The following is a 19,802-nucleotide window of genomic DNA, read 5'->3' on the forward strand; positions in this document are numbered from 1 at the left end:
CATTGCCGACGTCAGCGCTGCGCCTTGCGCAGTCAACGCACCAAAGCGGGGCGAAGGACTGTTTGCGCTGCCCCGCTACTGCCGGATTTCCATCGCCTCGTCCGGCCGCTGCTCACCGTCGCTGGCACGGAAGGGATTGATGTCGAGCCCGCCGCGCCGCGTATAGCGCGCCCACACCGCCAGCCGCTGCGGCCGGCAGCGTTCGCTGATGTCGCAGAACACCCGCTCGACGCACTGTTCGTGGAATTCGTTGTGCTCGCGGAAAGAGACGATGTAGCGCAGCAGGCCGGCGCGGTCGATGGCCGGGCCGGTGTAGCGCACCACCACCATGCCCCAGTCGGGCTGGCCAGTAACCAGGCAGTTGGACTTCAACAGGTGCGAGTACAGGGTCTCGCTGACGATCCCCTCGCCCGCGCCAAGCAGGGTCGGGTCGGGCTGGTAGCTGTCGATGTCGATGTCCAGCTCGTCGAGGCAGATGCCTTGCGGCGAGGCAAAGTCGCGCCGCGGCCGCTCGCCCTCGGGCCCGGTAAGCGGCCACACCGCCACGCCGACGGTACCGCCGGCCGCGGCCGACAGGTCGCGCGCGATCGCCTCGCGCACGCCGGCAGCATCGGCGAAACGGCTCTGGTTGAAGCTGTTCAGATAGAGCTTGAGCGACTTCGATTCGACCAGGCGTGGCGTATCGGCCGGCACCCGGAACTGCGCCAGCGCCACCACCGGCTTGCCGCGCGGATTGAGCCAGGACAGCTCGTAGGCATTCCACAGATCCTCGCCGCAGAAGGGCAAGGCCTCGGCGCGCACGCCGATCTCGTCGCGCTTGAGCTGGCGGGCGATCGGGAACAGCAGTTCGGGCGCGTAGGTGTCGCGGTAGGCGACCGGCTTGCCGAGCGGCGAGGCTTCGGCGCCGTGCAGGGAAGTCGATGTATCGTTCATGGAAAGCATTGTAGGCGTCCGCCGCTGCCGTCGCCGGCCGCGGCGGCGGTCCGGTCAGCGTGCATCCACCTTGTTGCTGTAGAGCATCAGCCGCGCGGTTTCGTGCAGGCCGCGGGCAAGGCCGGACAGCCGGGCGAATTCTTCCGGATGCAGCGCGGCGACGTTCTCCAGCGGCGTTTTCGAGGCGATCTCGTGCATGCTGGCCTCGCTGCCGTCGGCATTCATGCGCAGCAGGTGGTGGCGGGTGACCACGCCGATCAGCGGGAAAGTGCCTTCGCGCAGCAGCACCGGCACCGCGCGCTCGCCTTCCGGCGCCGGCAGCTGGATGTCGCGCCCCATCGTGGTGTTGCGGTACTCGACGCCGAGCAGCCCGGCCACCGTCGGCAGCAGGTCGAGCAGGCTGGTCGCCTCCTCGGTGACGCGCGGCGCGATCAGCTTGGGCGCATGGATGATGCCCGGCACATGCAGGCTTTCGAGGTTGAGCGCCTCGTAGGCCGGCGGCATGAAGGGCAGGGTCGAGATGCGGCCGTTGTGGTCGCCGTACAGCACGAAGATGGTGTTGTCGTAGTAGCCGCTCTGCTTGGCCATCTCGATGAAGCGGCCGACGCTGTAGTCGAGCAGGCGCACCGCGTTGTACTGCGCATTGCTGCGGAAGCCGGCCTGCTGGATCTGCTCCTCCGGCAGGGTCTTCACCTCGAAGCCGTCGCTGTCGGGCGGAATCGTGAAGGGCTGGTGGTTGCCGGCAGTCTGGACGATGGCGAAGAAGGGGCGATCCTTCGGTTGCGCCCGCAGCATGGCATCGACCTCCTTGAACAGGTCGAGGTCGGATACGCCCCACACGTCGACATTGGGCGACTTCCACTCGCCCTCCTCGTGCAGCGTGATGCCCTCGATGCTGCTGCTGATGAGCGCGCTCATGTTGGCCCAGCCGGCGCTGCCGCCGATGGCATAGTGCTTGTCGTGACCGGTGAAGGCGTTGAGCACGGTACGCTGCGGCACGATGAAGGGGTTGCGGGTGGCGCTCTCGACCCGCGACACGTCGGGGATGCCGGTGATGCTGGCCCACACCGTCTTCGCGGTGCCGGTCACCGGCACGTAGAAGTTGCGCAGGAACCAGCCGTCGCGCGCCAGCGCATCCAGGTTGGGGCTGGGGTCGAGCGGGTTGCCGTGCATGCCGGTGACGCTGCTGCCGAAGGACTCCAGCATGATGAATACGACGTTGGGCGGGCGCTTCACCGCCAGCCGATGCGCCTGCACCGGCAGCTCGCGGTCGAAGCGCGGCAGCGCCTCGTCGATCTCGGGCGTCGCACCGAGGTAGGCGGCGACCTGCTCGGCATGGCTGCGGACGCTGTCGAGATCGTAACGGTTGGTAGGCGTGCGCCAGGTGTCCCAGATGAATACCACCGGATTGAGGCCGAGCGCGCCGATCTGCGTACTGCCGGAAAAGAAGGCGTCACTCCAGCGCAGCGGCACCGGGTTCTCGAGATTGATGTTCTCGGCCCGGCCGAGGATGCCCGTGAAGCCGAGCACCACTGCCAGCGCCAGCGCCAGGCTGCTGCGCACGAAGCCGGCCGGCTGCGGCCGGCGGTCGAGGGTACGGCGCTCCAGACGGAACAGCAGGGCGATCACCAGCACGCAGCCCACCAGCCAGCCGAGCATGATCGACACCACCGGATAGGTCTGCCACACCATGTCAGCCGAGATCTGCGCATCGCCGATGAAGCGCAGGATGCTGGCATTCACCCGCAGGCCGAGATAGGCGTAATGGCCGAAATCGACGATGTAGACGAGCGCCACGGCTGTCACCGCGAATACCAGCCACAGTCGCATCAACCAGCGCAGGGCCGTGGTCCTCGTCGCATTGAAGCGGGGCAGCACCAGGAGGACGGCCGGCGGCAGCATCAGCAGGATCGCCAGCCTGAGGTCGAAACGCAGGCCGACGCCCAGTGTCTTCAACACGGTCGCCGCATCCGCGCCGTCGGCGATCGACACTTCCGACGACCACAGGTAGAAACCGGCACGCAGCAGCGCAAAGAACAGGAAAAACATCGCCACGCCGGCGAGCAGATAGCGCAGGCGGGGATACTTGAGACTCGACATCGGTGTCCTCGGGGGCGAACGGCGGAGGCAGTTTGCGCGCATGCGCGCAAACGCGAAAGCGGGGCAGTCTAGCGCCGAACGCCGATGCCTGTCAGCTTCGCTACAAGCCCCCCGAAGCACACGCAGGAGAGGAAGGAACGGCCGGTATGCACACAGATTGACCGCGGTAGCACCGGGCCTGCCACCGGACAGCGGCAGACCCAGGGCGCGGACACGTCCGCACGGTCCCGACGGCTGCGCTCAGAAATGCCACTCCATCTGGAAGGTCGGCGCGTTGGTATCGATGCCGGGCTTGGTGCTGCCGTTGGCGTAGTCGTGGTTGCCGAACTTGTTCTTCCAGTACTCGTAGCCCACGCCCATCAGGAAGGTGTTCTTCTTGCCGGCCACCATCTGGCCGACGTCGACCATCAGCGAGGTGCGCATCAGGGTTTCGGGCTTGGTCTTGACGTTGGCGTAGTCCTTGCCCTTCTCGCTGTTGTAGTTGAGGAAACCCTGGAACTTCAACGGCACCGGACCGGCCTCGAAGGGGATGCCCCAGGCCACGCTGATCATCCATTGCGGATCGAAGGCGATCTCGCTCTTGGGGCAGGCGGGCGAACCGAGGCCGCAGTGGTTCCACTCCTTGCCGTAGAGCAGGCTCACATCGAGAAAGCCGGGCACGTCGAACTTCAGCGTCGGGCCGACCACCAGCAGGCGCTTGCGCGGCGCAAAGCGGGTGTTCTTGGTGTTGAGGTCGAAGCCGGCGGTGAGCGCGACTTCCTTGACCGGGCCGAAGGCGAGGGACTTGTCGAACAGCTTGCCCAGATGCACCTGGTGGCGGTAGGTCAGGTAGAACTCGGTGGCGCCGCTGTCGCTGCCGCTGGCCGGGTCCTTGTCGTCCGACTGCAGCATGTCGATGTTCACGAAGTTCTGGCCGACCGAGTAGCCGCTGGCGTGGGTGAGCTGCAGCACATGCTTTTCGACCTCGTTGCGGTTGGTCGGCTCGCGGAAATCGGTGCCGTAGCGGTAGCCGATGAAGGTGTCGCTCCAGGTTGCGGCCTGGGCAGCGACCGGCACGAGCGCCAGCGCACAGCATGTCACGAGCGTCTTGCAACGCGGCATCGAAAGCTTCATGTCCTGCTCCTATCAAGTGATTTGGGGATGCTTCAGCGCACAAGATCTGCGCGCTTTTTTAGAACCTAACAGGACGAAGCCGGGCCCGGGCGAATAATCGATATTGCACTTTGGATATAAATACCAAAACACCATCCCTTTGTTTATAAAAGAGATACAAGCATCGATATATACAAATATCATTCACCTCATTGGCGCATTTCCCAAGTCTGCGCACAACACTGGTGCATAAAAAATCATATTTCAATCAGATACTTGATACAGATGCTGCAAAAACACGCACCAATGGACGACAGCCAGTCCCGGTTTTCACCCGCCGGCAGCCCATAACCCGGCTGTATGGCTTGCATCCGGCATGGCACGTCGCTTGCCACGGACACGCATCTTCAATCGTCGAATCCGCCAACGGAGCGTGTCATGACCCGCAAGACCTCTTTCTCCCGCCGTCTCTTCCTGTGCACCGCGACCGCGCTGGCCTTCGCCGCGCCCGTCGCACAGGCAGCCGAGCCGGTGAAGATCAAGTTCACCCTCGACTGGCGCTTCGAAGGCCCGGCCGCCCCCTTCCTGCTCGCCAAGGCCAAGAACTACTTCGCTGCCGAGGGCCTGGACGTCGAGATCGACGCCGGCAACGGCTCGGCCGGCGCCCTCACCCGGGTGGCCACCGGCGCCTACGACATGGGCTTCGCCGACTTCAACACCCTGGTGGAATACGAGGCGAAGACGCCCGGCTCGAAGATCCAGGGCGTCTATATGGCCTACAACTCGACGCCGGCGGCGGTCTTCCTGTTGAAGAAATCCGGCGTCACCAAGCCCGCCGACCTCGCCGGCAAGACGCTGGCTGCACCGGTGTTCGATGGTGGACGCAAGGCCTGGCCGGCCTTCGCCAAGGCCAACGGCATGGCGACCGAGGCGGTGAAGTGGCAGACCGTGGAACCGGCCATCCGCGAAACCCTGCTCGCCCGCGGCGACGTCGACGGCATCACCGGCTTCTACTTCACCAGCGTGCTCAACCTCGAAGCGCGCGGCGTCAAGCCGGAGGACATCGTCGCGCTCAAGTATCCGGAGCACGGTGTCGAGTTCTACGGCAACACCCTCATCGCCAGCCCCAAGATGCTGGCCGAGCAGCCCAAGGCCGTCGAGGGCTTCGTGCGCGCCTTCAACAAGGCGCTCAAGGAGACCATCGCCAACCCGGAGGCCGCCGTCGCCTACGTCAAGGAGCGCGACCCGCTGATCAACCTGCCGCTCGAAACCCGTCGCCTCAAGCTCGCCATCGACACCGTGGTGGTGACGCCGGAAACCCGGACCATCGGCCTGGGCGCAGTCGATGCCGCGCGCCTCAAGCGCTCGGTGGCCGAAGTCGCCACCGCCTTCGGCCTGCCGGCCACCCCGGATGCCGCGGCGCTGTTCACCTCCGCCTTCCTGCCGCCCGCAGCCGACCGCGCCATCAAGTAAGGAGCGCGCGGCGCGGCTCCACCGACGGACCGCGCCGCCGACACACCATGGATTTCGTACGTTTCGAAAATGTCAGCCTGGCCTACCAGGCCGGCAGCCCGTTTGCGATCGAGGACGTCAGCCTGTCCGTCCGCGAGAACGAGTTCATCGCCCTGGTCGGCCCCTCCGGCTGTGGCAAATCCACCGTGATGAAGCTGGTCACCGGGCTCAAGCCGCCCACCAAGGGCTATGTGTATGTAGACGGCCGCGAGGTCGGCGACCCGCAGAAGTGCGTCGGCATGGCCTTCCAGGCCTCCAACCTGCTGCCCTGGCGCACCACGCTGCAGAACGTGATGCTGCCGATGGAGATCGTCGAGCCCTACCGCTCGACGCTGCGGGCAAAGCGCGCCGAGTACGAGGAGCAAGCACGCGCGCTGCTGAAGCGCGTCGGGCTGGCCGGCTTCGAGGACAAGTTCCCTTGGGAACTGTCCGGCGGCATGCAGCAGCGCGCCTCGATCTGCCGCGCGCTGATCCACAAGCCGCGCCTCTTGATGCTGGACGAGCCCTTCGGCGCGCTCGATGCCTTCACCCGCGAGGAGCTGTGGTGCATGGTGCGCGACCTGTGGCAGGAGGAGCCCTTCACCGTGGTGCTGGTGACCCACGACCTGCGCGAGGCAGTGTTCCTCGCCGACACGGTGTACGTGATGAGCAAGCGCCCCGGCCGCATCCTGGTCAAGCGCGAGATCGACCTGCCGCGCCCGCGCGAACTCGACGTGACCTACACCGAGCCCTTCGCCGCCTATGTGCATGAATTGCGCGAGCACATCGGCCATGTGCGCGCGTCCTGATCCGGAGAACACCCGATGCTGTCGCAGAAAACCCTGATCCGGCTCGCGCCCTGGCTGGTCATCCTCTTCCTCGGCCTGCTGTGGGAAGCGGTCGTGGTCGGCTTCAAGGTGCCGGAATTCCTCTTTCCCTCGTTGAGCGCGGTGTGGACCTCCACGCTCACGCACTGGGATCCGATCATGATGCACGCCACCCAGACCTTCCTCACCACGATGGCCGGCTTCGGCCTCGCGGTGGTGTTCGGCCTGGCGCTGGGCGCCGCGGTCGGCTCCTCGCCGGTGATCTACAAGGCGCTCTACCCGCTGCTGGTGGGCTTCAACTCCATTCCCAAGGTCGCCTTCGTGCCGGTGCTGGTGGTGTGGTTCGGCATCGGCACCATCCCGGCCATCCTCACCGCCTTCCTCATCTCCTTCTTCCCGGTGGTGGTCAACGTCGCCACCGGCCTGGCGACGCTGGAGCCGGAGCTGGAAGACGTGCTGCGCTCGCTCGGCGCGTCACGGCTGGACATCCTGAAGAAGGTCGGCCTGCCGCGCGCGATGCCCTACTTCTTCGCCTCGCTCAAGGTGGCGATCACGCTCGCCTTCGTCGGCTCGGTGATCTCGGAAACGGTGGCCTCCAACCTCGGCATCGGCTATCTGATGATGGCGGCGAGTTCGTCGATGGACATGGCGCTGGTGTTCGCCGGGCTGATCGTGATCGGCGTGATGGGCGTGGTGATGTACGAGCTTTTCGCCCTGGTCGAGCGCAAGCTCACCGGTTGGGCGCACCGCAATCCGAACGGGGCGATGTAGGCGGGAGGGGTAAGCGACCACGCCCGGTCTGAGTCTGTTTTCCCCCTCCCCTTCAAGGGGGTGAGGACGGGGTTTCGGCGAGCGTTGCTCGCCGCCGGCCGAACGACAGTGCCTCTTGGCACTGGCTACCGGGTTGGGGTGGGAATGGGGTTCCGCCTCCATGCGAGCGCCCACCCCATCCCCCTCCTAAGCTCCCCCTTGAAGGGGGAGGAACCAGACCCCCCAGGCTCCGCGCCCCCTTCAAGGGAGAGGCACTGGAACCACGCCTTCTCGCGGGGGAGCCGCACTCCCCCTACGCCGCCTCGCTCACCGAGTCATAGCGGCTCTGCGCCGCCAGCACCTCCCGGATGTGGCTGTGCGCCCAGTCCGCCAGCGGTTCGAAGGCCTCCGCCAGCGTGCGCCCGAGTTCGGTCAGCGAGTACTCGACGGTCACCGGTACCGTCGCGAACACGCGGCGGTCGACCAGGCCGTCGCGCTCCAGCCGGCGCAGGGTCTGGCTCAGCGCCTTCTGCGACACGCCCTCGATCTCGCGCCGCAACTGGTTGAAGCGCAGCGGACCGGTCTTGAGCAGCTTGACGATCAACAACGCCCATTTGTCCGCCAAGCGGTTCAGCACCATGCGGGCCGGACAGTCCTTGGCGTAAACATCGAAGCCGCCGTCCTCGTCGGCCAGCGGGTCCAGCACAGCGTCTGCGGTTTTCACGGTATCTCCAGGGTAACCAGATGACTTCAAGGTACCTTCTTGTGGTGCAGGTTTCAAAAATATACCTTGTACCGCGAAATGACCAGCACCCCTCATCCTCAAGGAGTCTCGAAATGACCCAATCCGTCGTTGTGTATTTCTCGGGTTACGGCCACACCAAGCGCGTCGCCGAATGCGTGGCCGAAGGCGCGCGTGCCCAGCTGATCGCGGTCGACGCCGAAGGCAGCATCCCGGAAGCCGCGTGGGACACGCTGGACGCCGCCGACGCCATCCTGTTCGGCGCGCCGACCTACATGGGCACCGTGCCCTGGCAGTTCAAGAAGTTCGCCGACGCCACCTCGAAGAAGTGGTTCACCCGCGCCTGGCAGGACAAGGTCTTCGGCGGCTTCACCAACAGCGCCAGCCTCAACGGCGACAAGCAGGTCACGCTGATCACGCTGCAGACGCTCGCCTCGCAACATGGCGGCATCTGGGTGAGCCTCGGCCAGCCGCCGTCCAACAGCAAGGCGGCGAGCCGCAACGACGCCAACAACCTCGGCGGCTCGGTCGGCGTGCTGGTGCAGAGCCCGTCGGACGCGAGCGCGGACGAGATCTCCGTCGGCGACCTCGAAACCGCCCGCCTCTATGGCGTGCGCGTCAGCGAGATCGCGCGCCGGCTGCGCGGCTAAGCGGCGTCCGGCCACGCGGCGCCGAACAGCGCCGCCATGTCGATATGCGCCTCGACCGCGTCGGCGAGGCGATCGAGATCGGCCTCGCGGCGAGCGTTGAGATCGACGCCCGCCGCCCCTTTCAGCCCCGCCCAGTCGAGCAGCGCCGCCACCGCCTGCGGAGTGTCGAACAGGCCATGCAGATAGGTGCCGAGCACCTGGCCGTCGGCCGCCAGCGCGCCGTCGGCGCGGCCATCCGTGAGCAACACCGCCGGACGCTCGAGGTCGGCGCCACGGCTCACGCCCATGTGGATCTCGTAGCCGGCGACCGCCGCCTCGCCGCCGAGGCAGAGCCGGCCGGCCACGTTCACCAGCTGCTTCTCGCGCTCCAGCACCGTCTCGATGTCGAGCACGCCCAGCCCGGCGACGATGCTCGGCGCGCCTTCGAGGCCGTGCGGATCGGCCAGCGTCCTGCCCAGCATCTGGAAGCCACCGCAGATGCCGATCACCTTGCCGCCGTAGCGCAGGTGGCGGCGCAGCGCCGGTTCCCAACCCTGCGCGCGCAGCCAGGCGAGGTCGGCCTGCACGCTCTTGGAGCCGGGCAACACGACCAGATCGGCGGGCGGGATCGCCTGCCCCGGCCCCACCCAGCGGAAATCCACCTGCGGATGCAGGCGCAGCGCGTCGAGGTCGGTGTGGTTGGAGATGCGCGGATAGACCGGCGCGATCACCTTCAGCACCTCGCCGTCGCGGTCGGCCGCCACCTGGCCATCGGCGAGCGCATCCTCGGCGTCGAGGAAGAGGCCGTGCAGATAGGGCAGCACGCCGAACACCGGCCGGCCGGTGCGCTGCTCCAGCCAGTCGAGGCCGGACTGCAGCAGGCTCATGTCGCCGCGGAAGCGGTTGATGACGAAGCCCTTGACCCGCGCCTGCTCCGACGGCGACAGCAGTTCCAGCGTGCCGACCAGGTGGGCGAAGACGCCGCCGCGGTCGATGTCGGCCACCAGCACCACCGGCACGTCGGCGGCCTCGGCGAAACCCATGTTGGCGATGTCGCGGTCGCGCAGGTTGATCTCGGCCGGGCTGCCGGCGCCTTCGATCAGCACGTGCTCGTACTGGTCGCGCAAGCGGTCGAAGGAGGCCATCACCGCCGCCATCGCGGTCGGCTTGTAGGCGTGGTAGTCGCGCGCCGACAGGTTGGCCATGACCTTGCCGTGGATGATGACCTGGGCGCCGATGTCGGACGAGGGCTTGAGCAGCACCGGGTTGAAGTCGGTGTGCGGCGCGATGCGCGCGGCCACCGCCTGTAGCGCCTGGGCGCGGCCGATCTCGCCGCCGTCGGCGGTGACCGCCGAGTTGAGCGCCATGTTCTGCGGCTTGAAAGGGGCGACGCGCACCCCGCGGCGCACCAGCGCGCGCGCCAGCCCGGCCACCAGGGTGCTCTTGCCGGCATCGGAGGTGGTGCCCTGCACCATCAGGGCGTAAGCCTTGGACATCGCGTAAAATCCGTCGCCTTGTTCGAAGCCGGCGATTATCGCCCAGACTGCGCCGCAGTCCGCCATCCTCCGGCACGCGATCCGCCCACCCGACCTGCCTGCCCGATTCTGCCGATGTCCGTGTTCACCCTGCTCGTCCTCAAGCTCGCCGCCGGCATCGCCTGTGATCGCCTGTTCGGCGAGGTGCCGCGCTTCCACCCGCTGGTGGGCTTCGGCCGCTGGGCGAAGGCGGTCGAGCGCGGCGTGCGGCGCATCGGCGACTCACGCGCAGCGGGCGCGCTCGCCTGGCTGCTGGCGGTAGGGCCGTGGCTGGCGCTGGCGTGGCTGCTGCGCGCGGCACACCCGCAGGCGCACTGGGTGGTCGACGTCGCCCTGCTCTACTTCACCCTGGGCGCGCGCAGCCTCGCCGAACATGGCGAGGCGGTCGCCGCGCCGCTGGCCGCCGGCGATCTCGGTGCCGCACGCACCCGCGTCGGCTGGATCGTGAGCCGCGACACAACCGCGCTCGACGCCACCGGTGTTGCCCGAGCCGGCACCGAGTCGGTGCTGGAGAACGGCAACGACGCGGTGTTCGGCACCCTGTTCTGGTTCCTCGTCGGCGGCGGTGCCGGTGCCCTGCTGTTCCGCCTCGCCAATACCCTGGACGCAATGTGGGGCTACCGCACGCCGCGCTACCTCGCCTTCGGCTGGGCCGCCGCACGCATCGACGACGTCCTCAACGCCCTCCCGGCCCGGCTCACCGCGCTCACCTACGCGCTGCTCGGCCGCACCCGTTGCGCACTGAACTGCTGGCGGCAACAGGCGCCGGCCTGGGACAGCCCCAACGCCGGCCCGGTGATGGCCGCCGGTGCCGGCGCGCTCGGCGTGGCGCTGGGCGGCGCTGCGATCTACCACGGCAAGGAAGAAATCCGCCCGCCGCTGGGCGAGGGTGCCGCGCCCGACGCCGGCGCCATCCGCGCCGCGATCGCGCTGGTCCAGCGCGGCATGCTGCTGTGGCTGGCGCTGGCCGCACTGGCCGCCGTGGCGCTGGAGCAGTTCGGTGCTTGAGCACGGCGGGCGCCTGCGCCGGGCGGCGGCGCAGTTCGACATCCCGCTGGCCGACTGGCTCGACCTGTCGACCGGCATCAATCCCTGGCCCTACCCGGTGCCGCCGGTCCCGGTTGGTGCCTGGCACCGCTTGCCGGAAGAGGACGACGGCCTCGAGGCTGCCGCCGCGCGCTACTACGGCACCGACCAGTTGCTCCCGGTAGCAGGTTCGCAGCCAGCCATCCAGGCGCTCCCGGCCTTGATCCCGGGTGAGCGGGTCTGCCTGCTCGACCCTACTTACGCCGAACATCCGCAGGCCTGGCGCGGCCGCCAGCTGCGCTGCCACACCGCCGACGAGATCGACAGCGCGCTCGACGACACCGACGTGCTCGTTCTGGTCCATCCCAACAACCCGAGCGGCACGCTGTTCGACGCCGCGCAACTGCACGCCTGGCACGCACGCCTTGCTGCGCGCGGCGGCTGGCTGGTGGTGGACGAAGCCTTCATCGACAGCGCGCCCGCCGCCAGCCTGACCACGCTGGCAGGCGCGCCCGGTCTGGTGGTGCTGCGCTCGATCGGCAAGTTTTTCGGCCTCGCGGGTGCGCGGATCGGCTTCGTCCTTGCGCCGCGACCGCTGCGCGAGGCGCTCGCCGAACGCCTGGGCCCCTGGACGCTGAGCGGCCCCGCCCGCCATGCCGGCCGTGCGGCGCTGGCGGACCATGCCTGGCAGGCCCGCATGCGGGTGCAGCTCGCCGCCGCCGGCGACCGCCTGCAGCGCCTGCTCGAACACCACGGTTTCGGCGAGTGCCGCGGCCCGGCGCTGTTCAAATGGGTGCAGCATCCGCGCGCGGCCGAACTGCACCTGGCACTCGCTGCCTGCGGCATCCTCGTCCGCCTGTTCGACTCGCCGGCCAGCCTGCGCTTCGGCCTGCCGGCCACCGAAGCGGACTGGCAGCGTCTCGCCACCGCCCTGCACGAAATACGTCCGCTGATCGAACACCGATGACCCCACCGCCTCGCCCCGACCTCCTTCGCCGCAGCAGCGCCGCACTCGCCGTCCTTGCCACGCTCGGTGCCCTGCTCCCTGCATCGCCGGCGCGAGCCGAGATCCGCATCACCGACGACACCGGCCGCAGCGTCGTGCTGGCGCGACCGGCGCAGCGCATCGTCAGCCTCGCTCCCCACCTGACCGAGCTGCTGTTCGCCGCCGGCGCCGGCAAGCAGGTGGTCGGCGTGGTCAGCTACAGCGATTTCCCCGAGGCGGCGAAGGCGCTGCCCAAGGTCGGCGGCTACACCAGCGTGGATCTCGAAGCCGTGGCAGCACTCAAACCCGACCTCGTGATTGCCTGGAAAAGCGGCAACCGCAATGCCCATCTCGACCGTCTCACTGCACTCGGCATCCCGGTGTACGTGAACGAGCCGCGCCACCTCGACGATGTCGCCCACAGCCTGCGCGCGCTCGGTCAGCTGGCCGGCACCGCCCCCGCTGCAGAAGAAGCAGCCAGCCATTTCGCCCAGCGCCGCGACGACTTGCGCAGGCGCTATGCGGAGCGCCCCAGGGTGCGGATGTTCTACCAGATCTGGAATCAGCCGCTGATGACCATCAACGGCACACACCTGATTTCGGACGTCATCCGGCTGTGCGGCGGCGACAACGTCTTCGCCGGTCTGCCCCAGCTTGCGCCCCATGTCGGCGTGGAGGCCGTGCTGGCCGCCAATCCGGAGGTGATCGTCGCCAGCGGCATGGGCGAATCACGGCCGGAATGGCTGGACCAGTGGAAGCGCTGGCCGGCACTTGCCGCCAACGCGGCCGGCAACCTGTTCTTCATTCCGCCCGAAATCGTCCAGCGTCACACGCCGCGCATCCTCGATGGCGCCCAGCGCCTTTGCGAACAACTGGAGGAAGCGCGCGCCAGGCGCGGTGCAACGGACACACCGCGCTGAACACCGTCTCCAGGGCGATCAGACCCCGTCCTGGCGGCTCTGCTGCGAACGCCAGGCCTTGCGTACCTCCAACCACCAGGCGCGATCGAACACCCAGGCGAGACTGGGCAACAGCGGCGCAAAGTAGTGGCGTGCCGCCGACGGCCGGTCGGCCACCGCCGCCCGCAGCGGCACCCGCAAGGCACGCAGGCGTTCCTTCAGCGACGGGTGGAAGGGCAGCATCTCGGGGGCCTCCTCGGCAAAAGCCGCGATATCGAGCGCCGCCAGCGAGAGGCGGGAAAAGCCGGTCTCGACGCCGAGCCCCATCTCGCGGAAAGGACGGATGGACGGCCGGGCCTGCGCCGAGCTCTGAGCCATCACCTTGGGCCAGTAATCCTGGCGCAGGAAGCGCTCCTTGAGACTGAGCTCGACCAGGGTTTCGCCGAGCAGTCCGGCACCCACCAGCCGAGCCGCGATGTGGTCGGCCTCGAACTCTTCGATGCGGGTCAGCCGCAGCATGTCGCGGTAGAAAGGGCGCAGGCGCTGGTCCAGCCAGCCCCCGATGGAGGGAAAGGCCTCGCACCCCCGATCCAGCACCCGCATCCACCAGGCGCGCAAATGCGCTCCCACGGCACCGACGCCGTGACGCTGCAGCGCGAGGTGGGCGAATTCATGGGCCAGCACCGCAGCCAGCTGGCTGCGCGACACGCTGTGCACCAGCGGCAGCCCTATCATCAGATGGGTTTCGATCGGCCCGACCCAACCCCAGCGCGGCCGTTGCATCACCATCGCGTTCATGTCGCCGGTGACCCAGACGCGGTCGATACGGGCGGCGCCGATGCGGCGGGCCAGGTCATCGACCAGCTGGTAGAAGGCGTCGGCCGCCAGACGCGGCACCCGCACCCCCGCCGGAGACGGCGACAGCCCGAACAGAAACACCATGCGTCCGCTCGAGATGCCACAGATGACAGCGAGCAGACTCCAGCCGCCAGCGGTGAGCGGCAAGCCTTCGTTGAGCGCTTCCCAACTGCGCGAGAAGGCCAGCACCATGATGGCGAAGGCCAGCACGGCGAGCGAGGCAACCGTGCCGATTCCGACGAGCGCCACCCCGGCCAGGCGCCATGCAAGGCGCGGCCGCAATGCGAACATGCGGACAATGACGGGGGTGCGGGATTCCTTCATGGGCATCGGCTCCACGGCAGCCATGAACCGCCGGGGACTATAGCGCGCCAACGTGACGGACGGTATTGTCCGAAAGCAATAAACCCTGTCCAAAGCGTGGCTATGAGGCTTTGTCTCGCTTTCTCGGCAGGAACCGTCTATAGTCCGCGCTTCGCCGCGCGCCTGGCCAATCGGCCGCGGCTTCCGCAACGACCCTTCCGGTCCACTTCCCGCGCGCCTCGATTGGTGTCTCTCGGCTACGAGCGACAGGCCGTCGCCAGAGCATAGCTTCATGACCACCGAACTCGATTTCGCCAGCCTCGGGCTGGCCGAACCCCTGCTGCGCGCCATTTCGGACACCGGCTACACCACGCCGACCCCGATCCAGGCCAAGGCAATCCCGCTGGTGCTGGCGGGCGGCGACCTGCTCGCCGCCGCGCAGACCGGCACCGGCAAGACCGCCGGCTTCACCCTGCCGGTGCTGCACAAGCTCGCCGCCACCCATGTGCATCCGCACCCGGCCGGCAAGCCGCGCTGCCTGATCCTGACCCCCACCCGCGAACTCGCCGCCCAGGTGGAGGAATCGGTGCAGACCTACGGCAAGCACCTCGCGCTCACCTCGATGGTGATGTTCGGCGGGGTCAACATCAATCCGCAGATCAGCGCGCTGAAGAAGCGGGTCGACATCCTGGTCGCCACCCCCGGCCGCCTGCTCGACCACGTCGGCCAGAAGACGCTGGACCTCTCCGGCGTCGAGATCCTGGTGCTGGACGAAGCCGACCGCATGCTCGACATGGGCTTCATCCGCGACATCCGCAAGATCCTCGCGCTGCTGCCCAAGCAGCGCCAGAACCTGCTGTTCTCGGCGACCTTTTCCGACGAGATCCGCGAACTCGCCAATGGCCTGCTGCACAATCCGGGCTGCGTCGAGGTGGCGCCGCGCAATACCGCTTCCGAGCGCGTCGACCAGACGGTCTACATGATCGGCCAGAAGCAGAAGCGCGAACTGCTGGCCTGGCTGATCAAGGAAAAGCAGTGGTTCCAGGTGCTGGTGTTCACCCGCACCAAGCATGGCGCCAACAAGCTCGCCGAATACCTCGGCAAGCATGACATCCCGGCCGCCGCCATCCACGGCAACAAGAGCCAGGGCGCACGCACCCGCGCGCTGTCGCAGTTCAAGGACGGCTCGCTGCCGGTGCTGGTCGCGACCGACATCGCGGCGCGCGGCCTCGACATCGACCAGTTGCCGCAGGTGGTCAATTTCGAGCTGCCCAACGTGCCGGAGGACTATGTGCACCGCATCGGCCGCACCGGCCGCGCCGGCGCCGACGGCAATGCGATCTCGCTGGTCGATGGCGAGGAAGTGAAGCTGCTGACGGCCATCGAACGCCTGATCCGGCGCAAGATCGATCGCGCCACCGCGGAAGGCTTCGTGCCCTCGGCGGTGCCCGACACCAGTGCGGACGACGAGCGCGAGGAGCGTGGCAGTCACGATCGCGGCCGCGGTCGCCAAGGTCAGGGCCAGGGGCGTGTTCAAGGCCAGGGACGCGGCCAGGGGCAGACGCAATCGCCGGGACGCCGCGGCGGCGACGGCCGCGCGCAGCAGGACCGCCCGGCCACGCCGGCACGCCAGGGCAACGGCAAGCCGCGCAACGACAAGCCCCGCGGCGAACCCAACGGCAATCGCGCCCAACCGGCGCAGCACAGGGAGGTCGATGGCAACCGGATCGCGCCGCAGCGCCCCGACGTCGACGGCAACCGCATGCCGGCCCCGTCGCGCCGCAGCGAGGTCAACGGCAATCGCGCCCAGCCGGCGCCGCGCCAGGGCCAGGGCCAGAACAACCGTGGCGGGCGTCCCGCGCAGCAGCGCGCGGCGCTGTTCTCCGCCAAGCCGGGCGGCAATCGCTGAAGCCTTTCCCGGCGCCCGCCGGGAATGCCTGCCCGGAAGAACGCTGCGGCCCCTCACGGGGCCGCAGTCACGTCAGCGGGTCACTGCCACCTGCCGGCCGACGCCATCGGCGCGCTCACGCCGCTGTGCCAGCCGGTCGAGCGCCGACACGATGGCGAGCACCGAGGCGGTGACGATGTTGGCGTGGATGCCGACACCGAAGGTGCTGCCAGCGCCCTCGCCGTCGGCCAGCTCGATGTAGGCCACCGCGCGTGCATCGCCGCCCTGGCCGAGCGCGCGTTCCTCGTAGCCGAGCAACACCGCGCCGGCGTCGAGCGCATGCAGCGCGGCGTCGATGGGGCCGTTGCCGACGCCGCGCAACACGCGGCGCACGCCCTCTTCCTCCACCGTCAGGCTGATGCCCTGCTGGCCGCCGTGCTCGGAAAGGTGGTGCTCGACGTAGGCCCAAGGCGCCGACACCGCGAGGTACTCCTCTTCGAACGCCCGCCAGATGTCGCCCGCGCTCAGTTCGGTGCCGCGTTCGTCGGTGATGCGCTGGATCGCCGCCGAGAACTCCACCTGCAAGCGGCGCGGCATCACCAGGCCGTATTCGGCTTCGAGCAGGTAGGCGATGCCGCCTTTGCCCGACTGGCTGTTCACCCGGATGATGGATTCGTAGCTGCGGCCGAGGTCGGCCGGATCCACCGGCAGATAGGGCACCTCCCACACCGCATCCGGCTGCTGCACGGCGAAGCCCTTCTTGATCGCATCCTGGTGCGATCCGGAAAACGCGGTGAACACGAGATCGCCGACATAGGGGTGGCGCGGATGGATCGGCAACTGGGTGCAGTGCTCCACCGTGCGCGCGACCTCGTTGATGCGCGAGAAGTCCAGCCCCGGATGCACGCCCTGGCTGTAGAGATTGAGCGCCAGGGTGACGAGGTCGACGTTGCCGGTGCGCTCGCCGTTGCCGAACAGGCAGCCCTCGACGCGGTCGGCGCCCGCCATCACCGCGAGCTCGGCGGCGGCCACCGCGGTGCCGCGGTCGTTGTGCGGATGCACCGAGAGCAGCACGCTGTCACGCCGGGCGAGGTGGCGGTGCATCCACTCGATCTGGTCGGCATAGACGTTGGGGGTGCTCATCTCCACCGTCGCCGGCAGGTTGATGATGCATTTCTGCTGCGGCGTCGGCTGCCACACCTCGATCACCGCGTTGGCGACCTCGATCGCGAAGTCGAGTTCGGTACCGGAGAACACTTCCGGGCTGTACTGGAAGGTGAAGTCGGTGCCGGTATGGCGCGCCGCCATCTCGAGGAAGTGGCGCGCACTGTCGACCGCGATCTGCTTGGTGCCGGCGCGGTCGGTGTCGAACACGATGCGGCGGAAGTTGGGCGCCACCGCGCTATAGACGTGCACGATGGCGCGCTTGGCGCCGCGCACCGATTCAAAGGTGCGCTCAATCAGGTGCGGCCGCGCCTGGGTGAGCACCTCGATGGTGACGTCGTCGGGAATATGGCCGCCTTCGATGAGTTCGCGCACGAAGTCGAAGTCGGTCTGCGACGCGGCGGGAAAGGCGACCTCGATCTCCTTGAGGCCGATCTCCACCAGCATCTTGAACATGCGCATCTTGCGCTCGCCGTTCATCGGCTCGAACAGCGCCTGGTTGCCGTCGCGCAGGTCGGTGCTCATCCAGACCGGCGGGCGGGTGATCGTGTTGTCGGGCCAGGTCCGGTCGGTGAGGCCGCGGCCGCCGGGCACGACGCCGGCAAAGGGGTTGGCGGGACGGTACTTGGTCTGCGGGTTCTTCAACATGGTCGTTTCCTTCGTGTTCGGGCATCACAAATCGGGGAGGCGTCGGCCAGCGCGGTATGGGCGCGGGGGCTACCGGACGGCCGCGAGGTCGTGGTCCGGCAACCGGGTCGCAGTCGTAGCGTGTCGAGAAGGGCGAGGATCATGATGAACTCCGTGGGGCGCGGCATCGCCACCGCCGGAACAGGTCGACAAACGGACCTCGCCCGGAAGGCGGCACAGGAAAACGACAGGAGGGGGGAAGGATTTAGCTGCGCGGGGAGCGCAGCAGCAGGCCCAGCGCGAGCAGCACCGGTGCGAGCAGGAGAGCGAAGGAGGAGAGGGCCTGGGTGGCCGGGTTCGCGTTCATGGGATCAACCGTAACCGCCCGGACGCAGGTGCGTCAAGCCCCGGGCCAGCGATTTTCGCCGAGCAGGGTGTCGAGCGGCAGGCGCTCGGCCCATTGTTCCAGTTCCAGCATCGGCTTCGGATAGAAGGCCTCGACGTGGCCGATGCAGAGGATGGCCACCGGTCGCGCGCCCGGCGGCATCGCCAGCAGCCCGGCGAGCTTGTCCGGATCGAAAATCGACACCCAGCCCATGCCCAGGCCCTCGGCGCGCGCCGCCAGCCACATGTTCTGGATGGCGCAGGCGACCGAGGCCAGGTCCATCTCGGGCAGGGTGCGGCGCCCGAAGATGTGGCGCTCGCGGTGGTCGGTAAGCGCCACCACGATCACCTCGCCGGCCTCGCGCAGGCCTTCGACCTTGAGCCTCATGAACTCGTCCTCGCGCTCGCCGAGCGCCCGCGCCGTCTCCACGCGCTCCTCCTCCACCAGGATCTGCAGGCGCTCGCGCAAGGCTGCATCGGTGATGCGGACGAAACGCCAGGGCTGCATGTAGCCGACGCTGGGCGCATGGTGGGCAGCCCACAACAGCCGCTGCAGCACGGCCGGATCGACGGCGCCGGGGCGAAAATGGCGCATGTCGCGGCGCTCGGCGATGACGCGGTACACCGCGTCGATCTCGGCGGAGGAAAAGGCGTGCGGCTCGGCTGGGGTCATGGCGACTGGGGCTGGGCGGGGTCGGGGCGCACCAGTGTACCCGGCGCGCCGCGGGCCTGCACCCTCTGCCTCAAGCCGCCGCTTCGGTGTCGCGGCGGTCGCCGATGACGATCTGGTACAGCCCGCCGAACAGCGTCCGCTTCTGCCAGGAAAACGCGGCGGATTGCGCGGACAACGTGGCGATATCGGTATCGAGCAGGGACTCCGCATAGGGTTCCAGCCAGCGGAACACCGCCGCCATCGGCCAGCGCAGCGGATGGCGGGCATGTGGCCTGTGGTAGTCGACGAAGACCACCCTGCCTCCGGGCGCCACGGCATCCAGCAGATGACCGACGATGCGGCTGCGGGTAGTCGCCGGAACCTCGTGCAGCAGGAAGAAGCAGCACACGCCGTCGTAAGCGCGCCAACCCGGGCACCCGCCGGCCAGATCGGCGCGCCGCACACTGGCCTGCGGCAGCCCGGCCAGCTTGCGGCGGGCATTGGCGACCTGCAGCGGCGCGACATCCACCACCTCCAGCCGCCCTTCGCTGCCGACGCGGCGGGCCAGCATCGCGGAAAACCCGCCGTAGACGCAGGCCGCCTGCAGCACCCGTGAACCGGGCCGGAACGCGGCCACCGCCGCCTGCATCAGCCGGTGCGCGTTGCCCCACAGGATCGCCGACACGACGGACGGGCGATCCAGCCAGCCCAGCGTGCGGCGATCGAGGTAGGCCCACGAGTAGGTGCGCCTCAGGTAGAGGGGGACGGGATCGTCGGCGCCTGCGCCATCAGGCCGCAAGGCGGGGTCGTCGGGGATCGGCTCCATGGCGGATAGCATACCCGAGAGCGCTGCACGACAAGTGCAACGGCATCGACCGGGGAATGTCCGCATTTCCGCCTCCGCCCGGCACGCCGGA

The 19,802-nt window shown here is 68.3% G+C and carries 17 protein-coding genes; 8 read left to right on the forward strand and 9 right to left on the reverse strand.

Going from position 1 to position 19,802, the window contains the following annotated elements; translation table 11 throughout:
• Nucleotides 1–75: 75 nt before the first annotated feature.
• The 3 genes from queF to CJ010_RS21340 all read right to left on the reverse strand — a co-directional run bounded on the left by queF (nt 76) and on the right by CJ010_RS21340 (nt 4,146).
• Nucleotides 76–933: an NADPH-dependent 7-cyano-7-deazaguanine reductase QueF gene (gene queF / locus CJ010_RS21330; RefSeq protein WP_141019913.1), complete on the reverse strand. Its 858-nt coding sequence runs from the start codon at nt 931–933 to the stop codon at nt 76–78.
• Between the two features lie 54 nt (nt 934–987).
• Nucleotides 988–3,033, reverse strand: a complete 2,046-nt coding sequence (locus tag CJ010_RS21335; RefSeq protein ID WP_141019914.1) for an LTA synthase family protein — start codon at nt 3,031–3,033, stop codon at nt 988–990.
• A gap of 240 nt (nt 3,034–3,273) precedes the next feature.
• Entirely contained in the window at nt 3,274–4,146 is an 873-nt protein-coding gene (locus tag CJ010_RS21340; RefSeq protein WP_141019915.1) for an outer membrane protein OmpK, read from the reverse strand.
• 417 nt (nt 4,147–4,563) lie between these two features.
• Here CJ010_RS21340 and CJ010_RS21345 point away from each other — a divergent pair, with 417 nt between their 5' ends.
• From CJ010_RS21345 to CJ010_RS21355, 3 genes are read left to right on the forward strand one after another with little or no spacing between them, the layout of a single operon-like run.
• Entirely contained in the window at nt 4,564–5,598 is a 1,035-nt protein-coding gene (locus CJ010_RS21345; RefSeq protein ID WP_141019916.1) for an ABC transporter substrate-binding protein, read from the forward strand.
• A 47-nt stretch (nt 5,599–5,645) separates the two neighbouring features.
• Nucleotides 5,646–6,425, forward strand: a complete 780-nt coding sequence (locus tag CJ010_RS21350; protein WP_141019917.1) for an ABC transporter ATP-binding protein — start codon at nt 5,646–5,648, stop codon at nt 6,423–6,425.
• 15 nt (nt 6,426–6,440) lie between these two features.
• The gene (locus CJ010_RS21355) at nt 6,441–7,214 is read left to right on the forward strand and encodes an ABC transporter permease (protein WP_141019918.1); all 774 of its coding nucleotides are present in this window, start codon (nt 6,441–6,443) and stop codon (nt 7,212–7,214) included.
• A 292-nt stretch (nt 7,215–7,506) separates the two neighbouring features.
• Here CJ010_RS21355 and CJ010_RS21365 read toward each other — a convergent pair whose 3' ends face one another.
• Entirely contained in the window at nt 7,507–7,917 is a 411-nt protein-coding gene (locus tag CJ010_RS21365) for a helix-turn-helix domain-containing protein (RefSeq protein WP_205754834.1), read from the reverse strand.
• Between the two features lie 113 nt (nt 7,918–8,030).
• Here CJ010_RS21365 and CJ010_RS21370 point away from each other — a divergent pair, with 113 nt between their 5' ends.
• Nucleotides 8,031–8,585: a flavodoxin family protein gene (locus CJ010_RS21370; RefSeq protein WP_141019920.1), complete on the forward strand. Its 555-nt coding sequence runs from the start codon at nt 8,031–8,033 to the stop codon at nt 8,583–8,585.
• On the opposite strand, the gene CJ010_RS21375 is transcribed toward CJ010_RS21370, so the two are convergent.
• Nucleotides 8,582–10,060 (reverse strand): cobyric acid synthase, encoded by a 1,479-nt coding sequence (locus CJ010_RS21375; protein ID WP_141019921.1) that lies wholly within the window; start codon nt 10,058–10,060, stop codon nt 8,582–8,584. The two genes, CJ010_RS21370 and CJ010_RS21375, sit on opposite strands and share 4 nt — an antisense overlap.
• A 114-nt stretch (nt 10,061–10,174) precedes the next feature.
• Here CJ010_RS21375 and cbiB point away from each other — a divergent pair, with 114 nt between their 5' ends.
• From cbiB to CJ010_RS21390, 3 genes are read left to right on the forward strand one after another with little or no spacing between them, the layout of a single operon-like run.
• Nucleotides 10,175–11,107, forward strand: a complete 933-nt coding sequence (gene cbiB / locus CJ010_RS21380; protein ID WP_205754835.1) for an adenosylcobinamide-phosphate synthase CbiB — start codon at nt 10,175–10,177, stop codon at nt 11,105–11,107.
• Nucleotides 11,100–12,092 (forward strand): threonine-phosphate decarboxylase CobD, encoded by a 993-nt coding sequence (cobD, locus tag CJ010_RS21385; protein WP_141019922.1) that lies wholly within the window; start codon nt 11,100–11,102, stop codon nt 12,090–12,092. The genes cbiB and cobD overlap by 8 nt, the downstream gene beginning before the upstream one ends.
• The gene (locus tag CJ010_RS21390; protein WP_141019923.1) at nt 12,089–13,030 is read left to right on the forward strand and encodes a cobalamin-binding protein; all 942 of its coding nucleotides are present in this window, start codon (nt 12,089–12,091) and stop codon (nt 13,028–13,030) included. Before cobD ends, CJ010_RS21390 begins: the two co-directional genes overlap by 4 nt.
• Before the next feature lie 18 nt (nt 13,031–13,048).
• Here CJ010_RS21390 and CJ010_RS21395 read toward each other — a convergent pair whose 3' ends face one another.
• The gene (locus tag CJ010_RS21395) at nt 13,049–14,191 is read right to left on the reverse strand and encodes a M48 family metallopeptidase (protein ID WP_141019924.1); all 1,143 of its coding nucleotides are present in this window, start codon (nt 14,189–14,191) and stop codon (nt 13,049–13,051) included.
• 271 nt (nt 14,192–14,462) lie between these two features.
• Here CJ010_RS21395 and CJ010_RS21400 point away from each other — a divergent pair, with 271 nt between their 5' ends.
• On the forward strand, nt 14,463–16,079 hold the full coding sequence (locus CJ010_RS21400) for a DEAD/DEAH box helicase (protein WP_141019925.1): 1,617 nt from the start codon (nt 14,463–14,465) through the stop codon (nt 16,077–16,079).
• Between the two features lie 72 nt (nt 16,080–16,151).
• Here the strand turns inward: CJ010_RS21400 and leuA are convergent, their stop codons facing one another.
• The 3 genes from leuA to rquA all read right to left on the reverse strand — a co-directional run bounded on the left by leuA (nt 16,152) and on the right by rquA (nt 19,711).
• Entirely contained in the window at nt 16,152–17,870 is a 1,719-nt protein-coding gene (leuA, locus tag CJ010_RS21405) for a 2-isopropylmalate synthase (protein ID WP_141019926.1), read from the reverse strand.
• A gap of 379 nt (nt 17,871–18,249) precedes the next feature.
• The gene (bluB, locus tag CJ010_RS21410; RefSeq protein WP_141019927.1) at nt 18,250–18,906 is read right to left on the reverse strand and encodes a 5,6-dimethylbenzimidazole synthase; all 657 of its coding nucleotides are present in this window, start codon (nt 18,904–18,906) and stop codon (nt 18,250–18,252) included.
• 70 nt (nt 18,907–18,976) lie between these two features.
• Nucleotides 18,977–19,711: a rhodoquinone biosynthesis methyltransferase RquA gene (gene rquA / locus CJ010_RS21415; protein WP_240794434.1), complete on the reverse strand. Its 735-nt coding sequence runs from the start codon at nt 19,709–19,711 to the stop codon at nt 18,977–18,979.
• Nucleotides 19,712–19,802 lie beyond the last annotated feature (91 nt).

The sequence above is a fragment of the Azoarcus sp. DD4 genome (assembly GCF_006496635.1).
In the GTDB taxonomy this organism is placed as follows: domain Bacteria; phylum Pseudomonadota; class Gammaproteobacteria; order Burkholderiales; family Rhodocyclaceae; genus Azoarcus.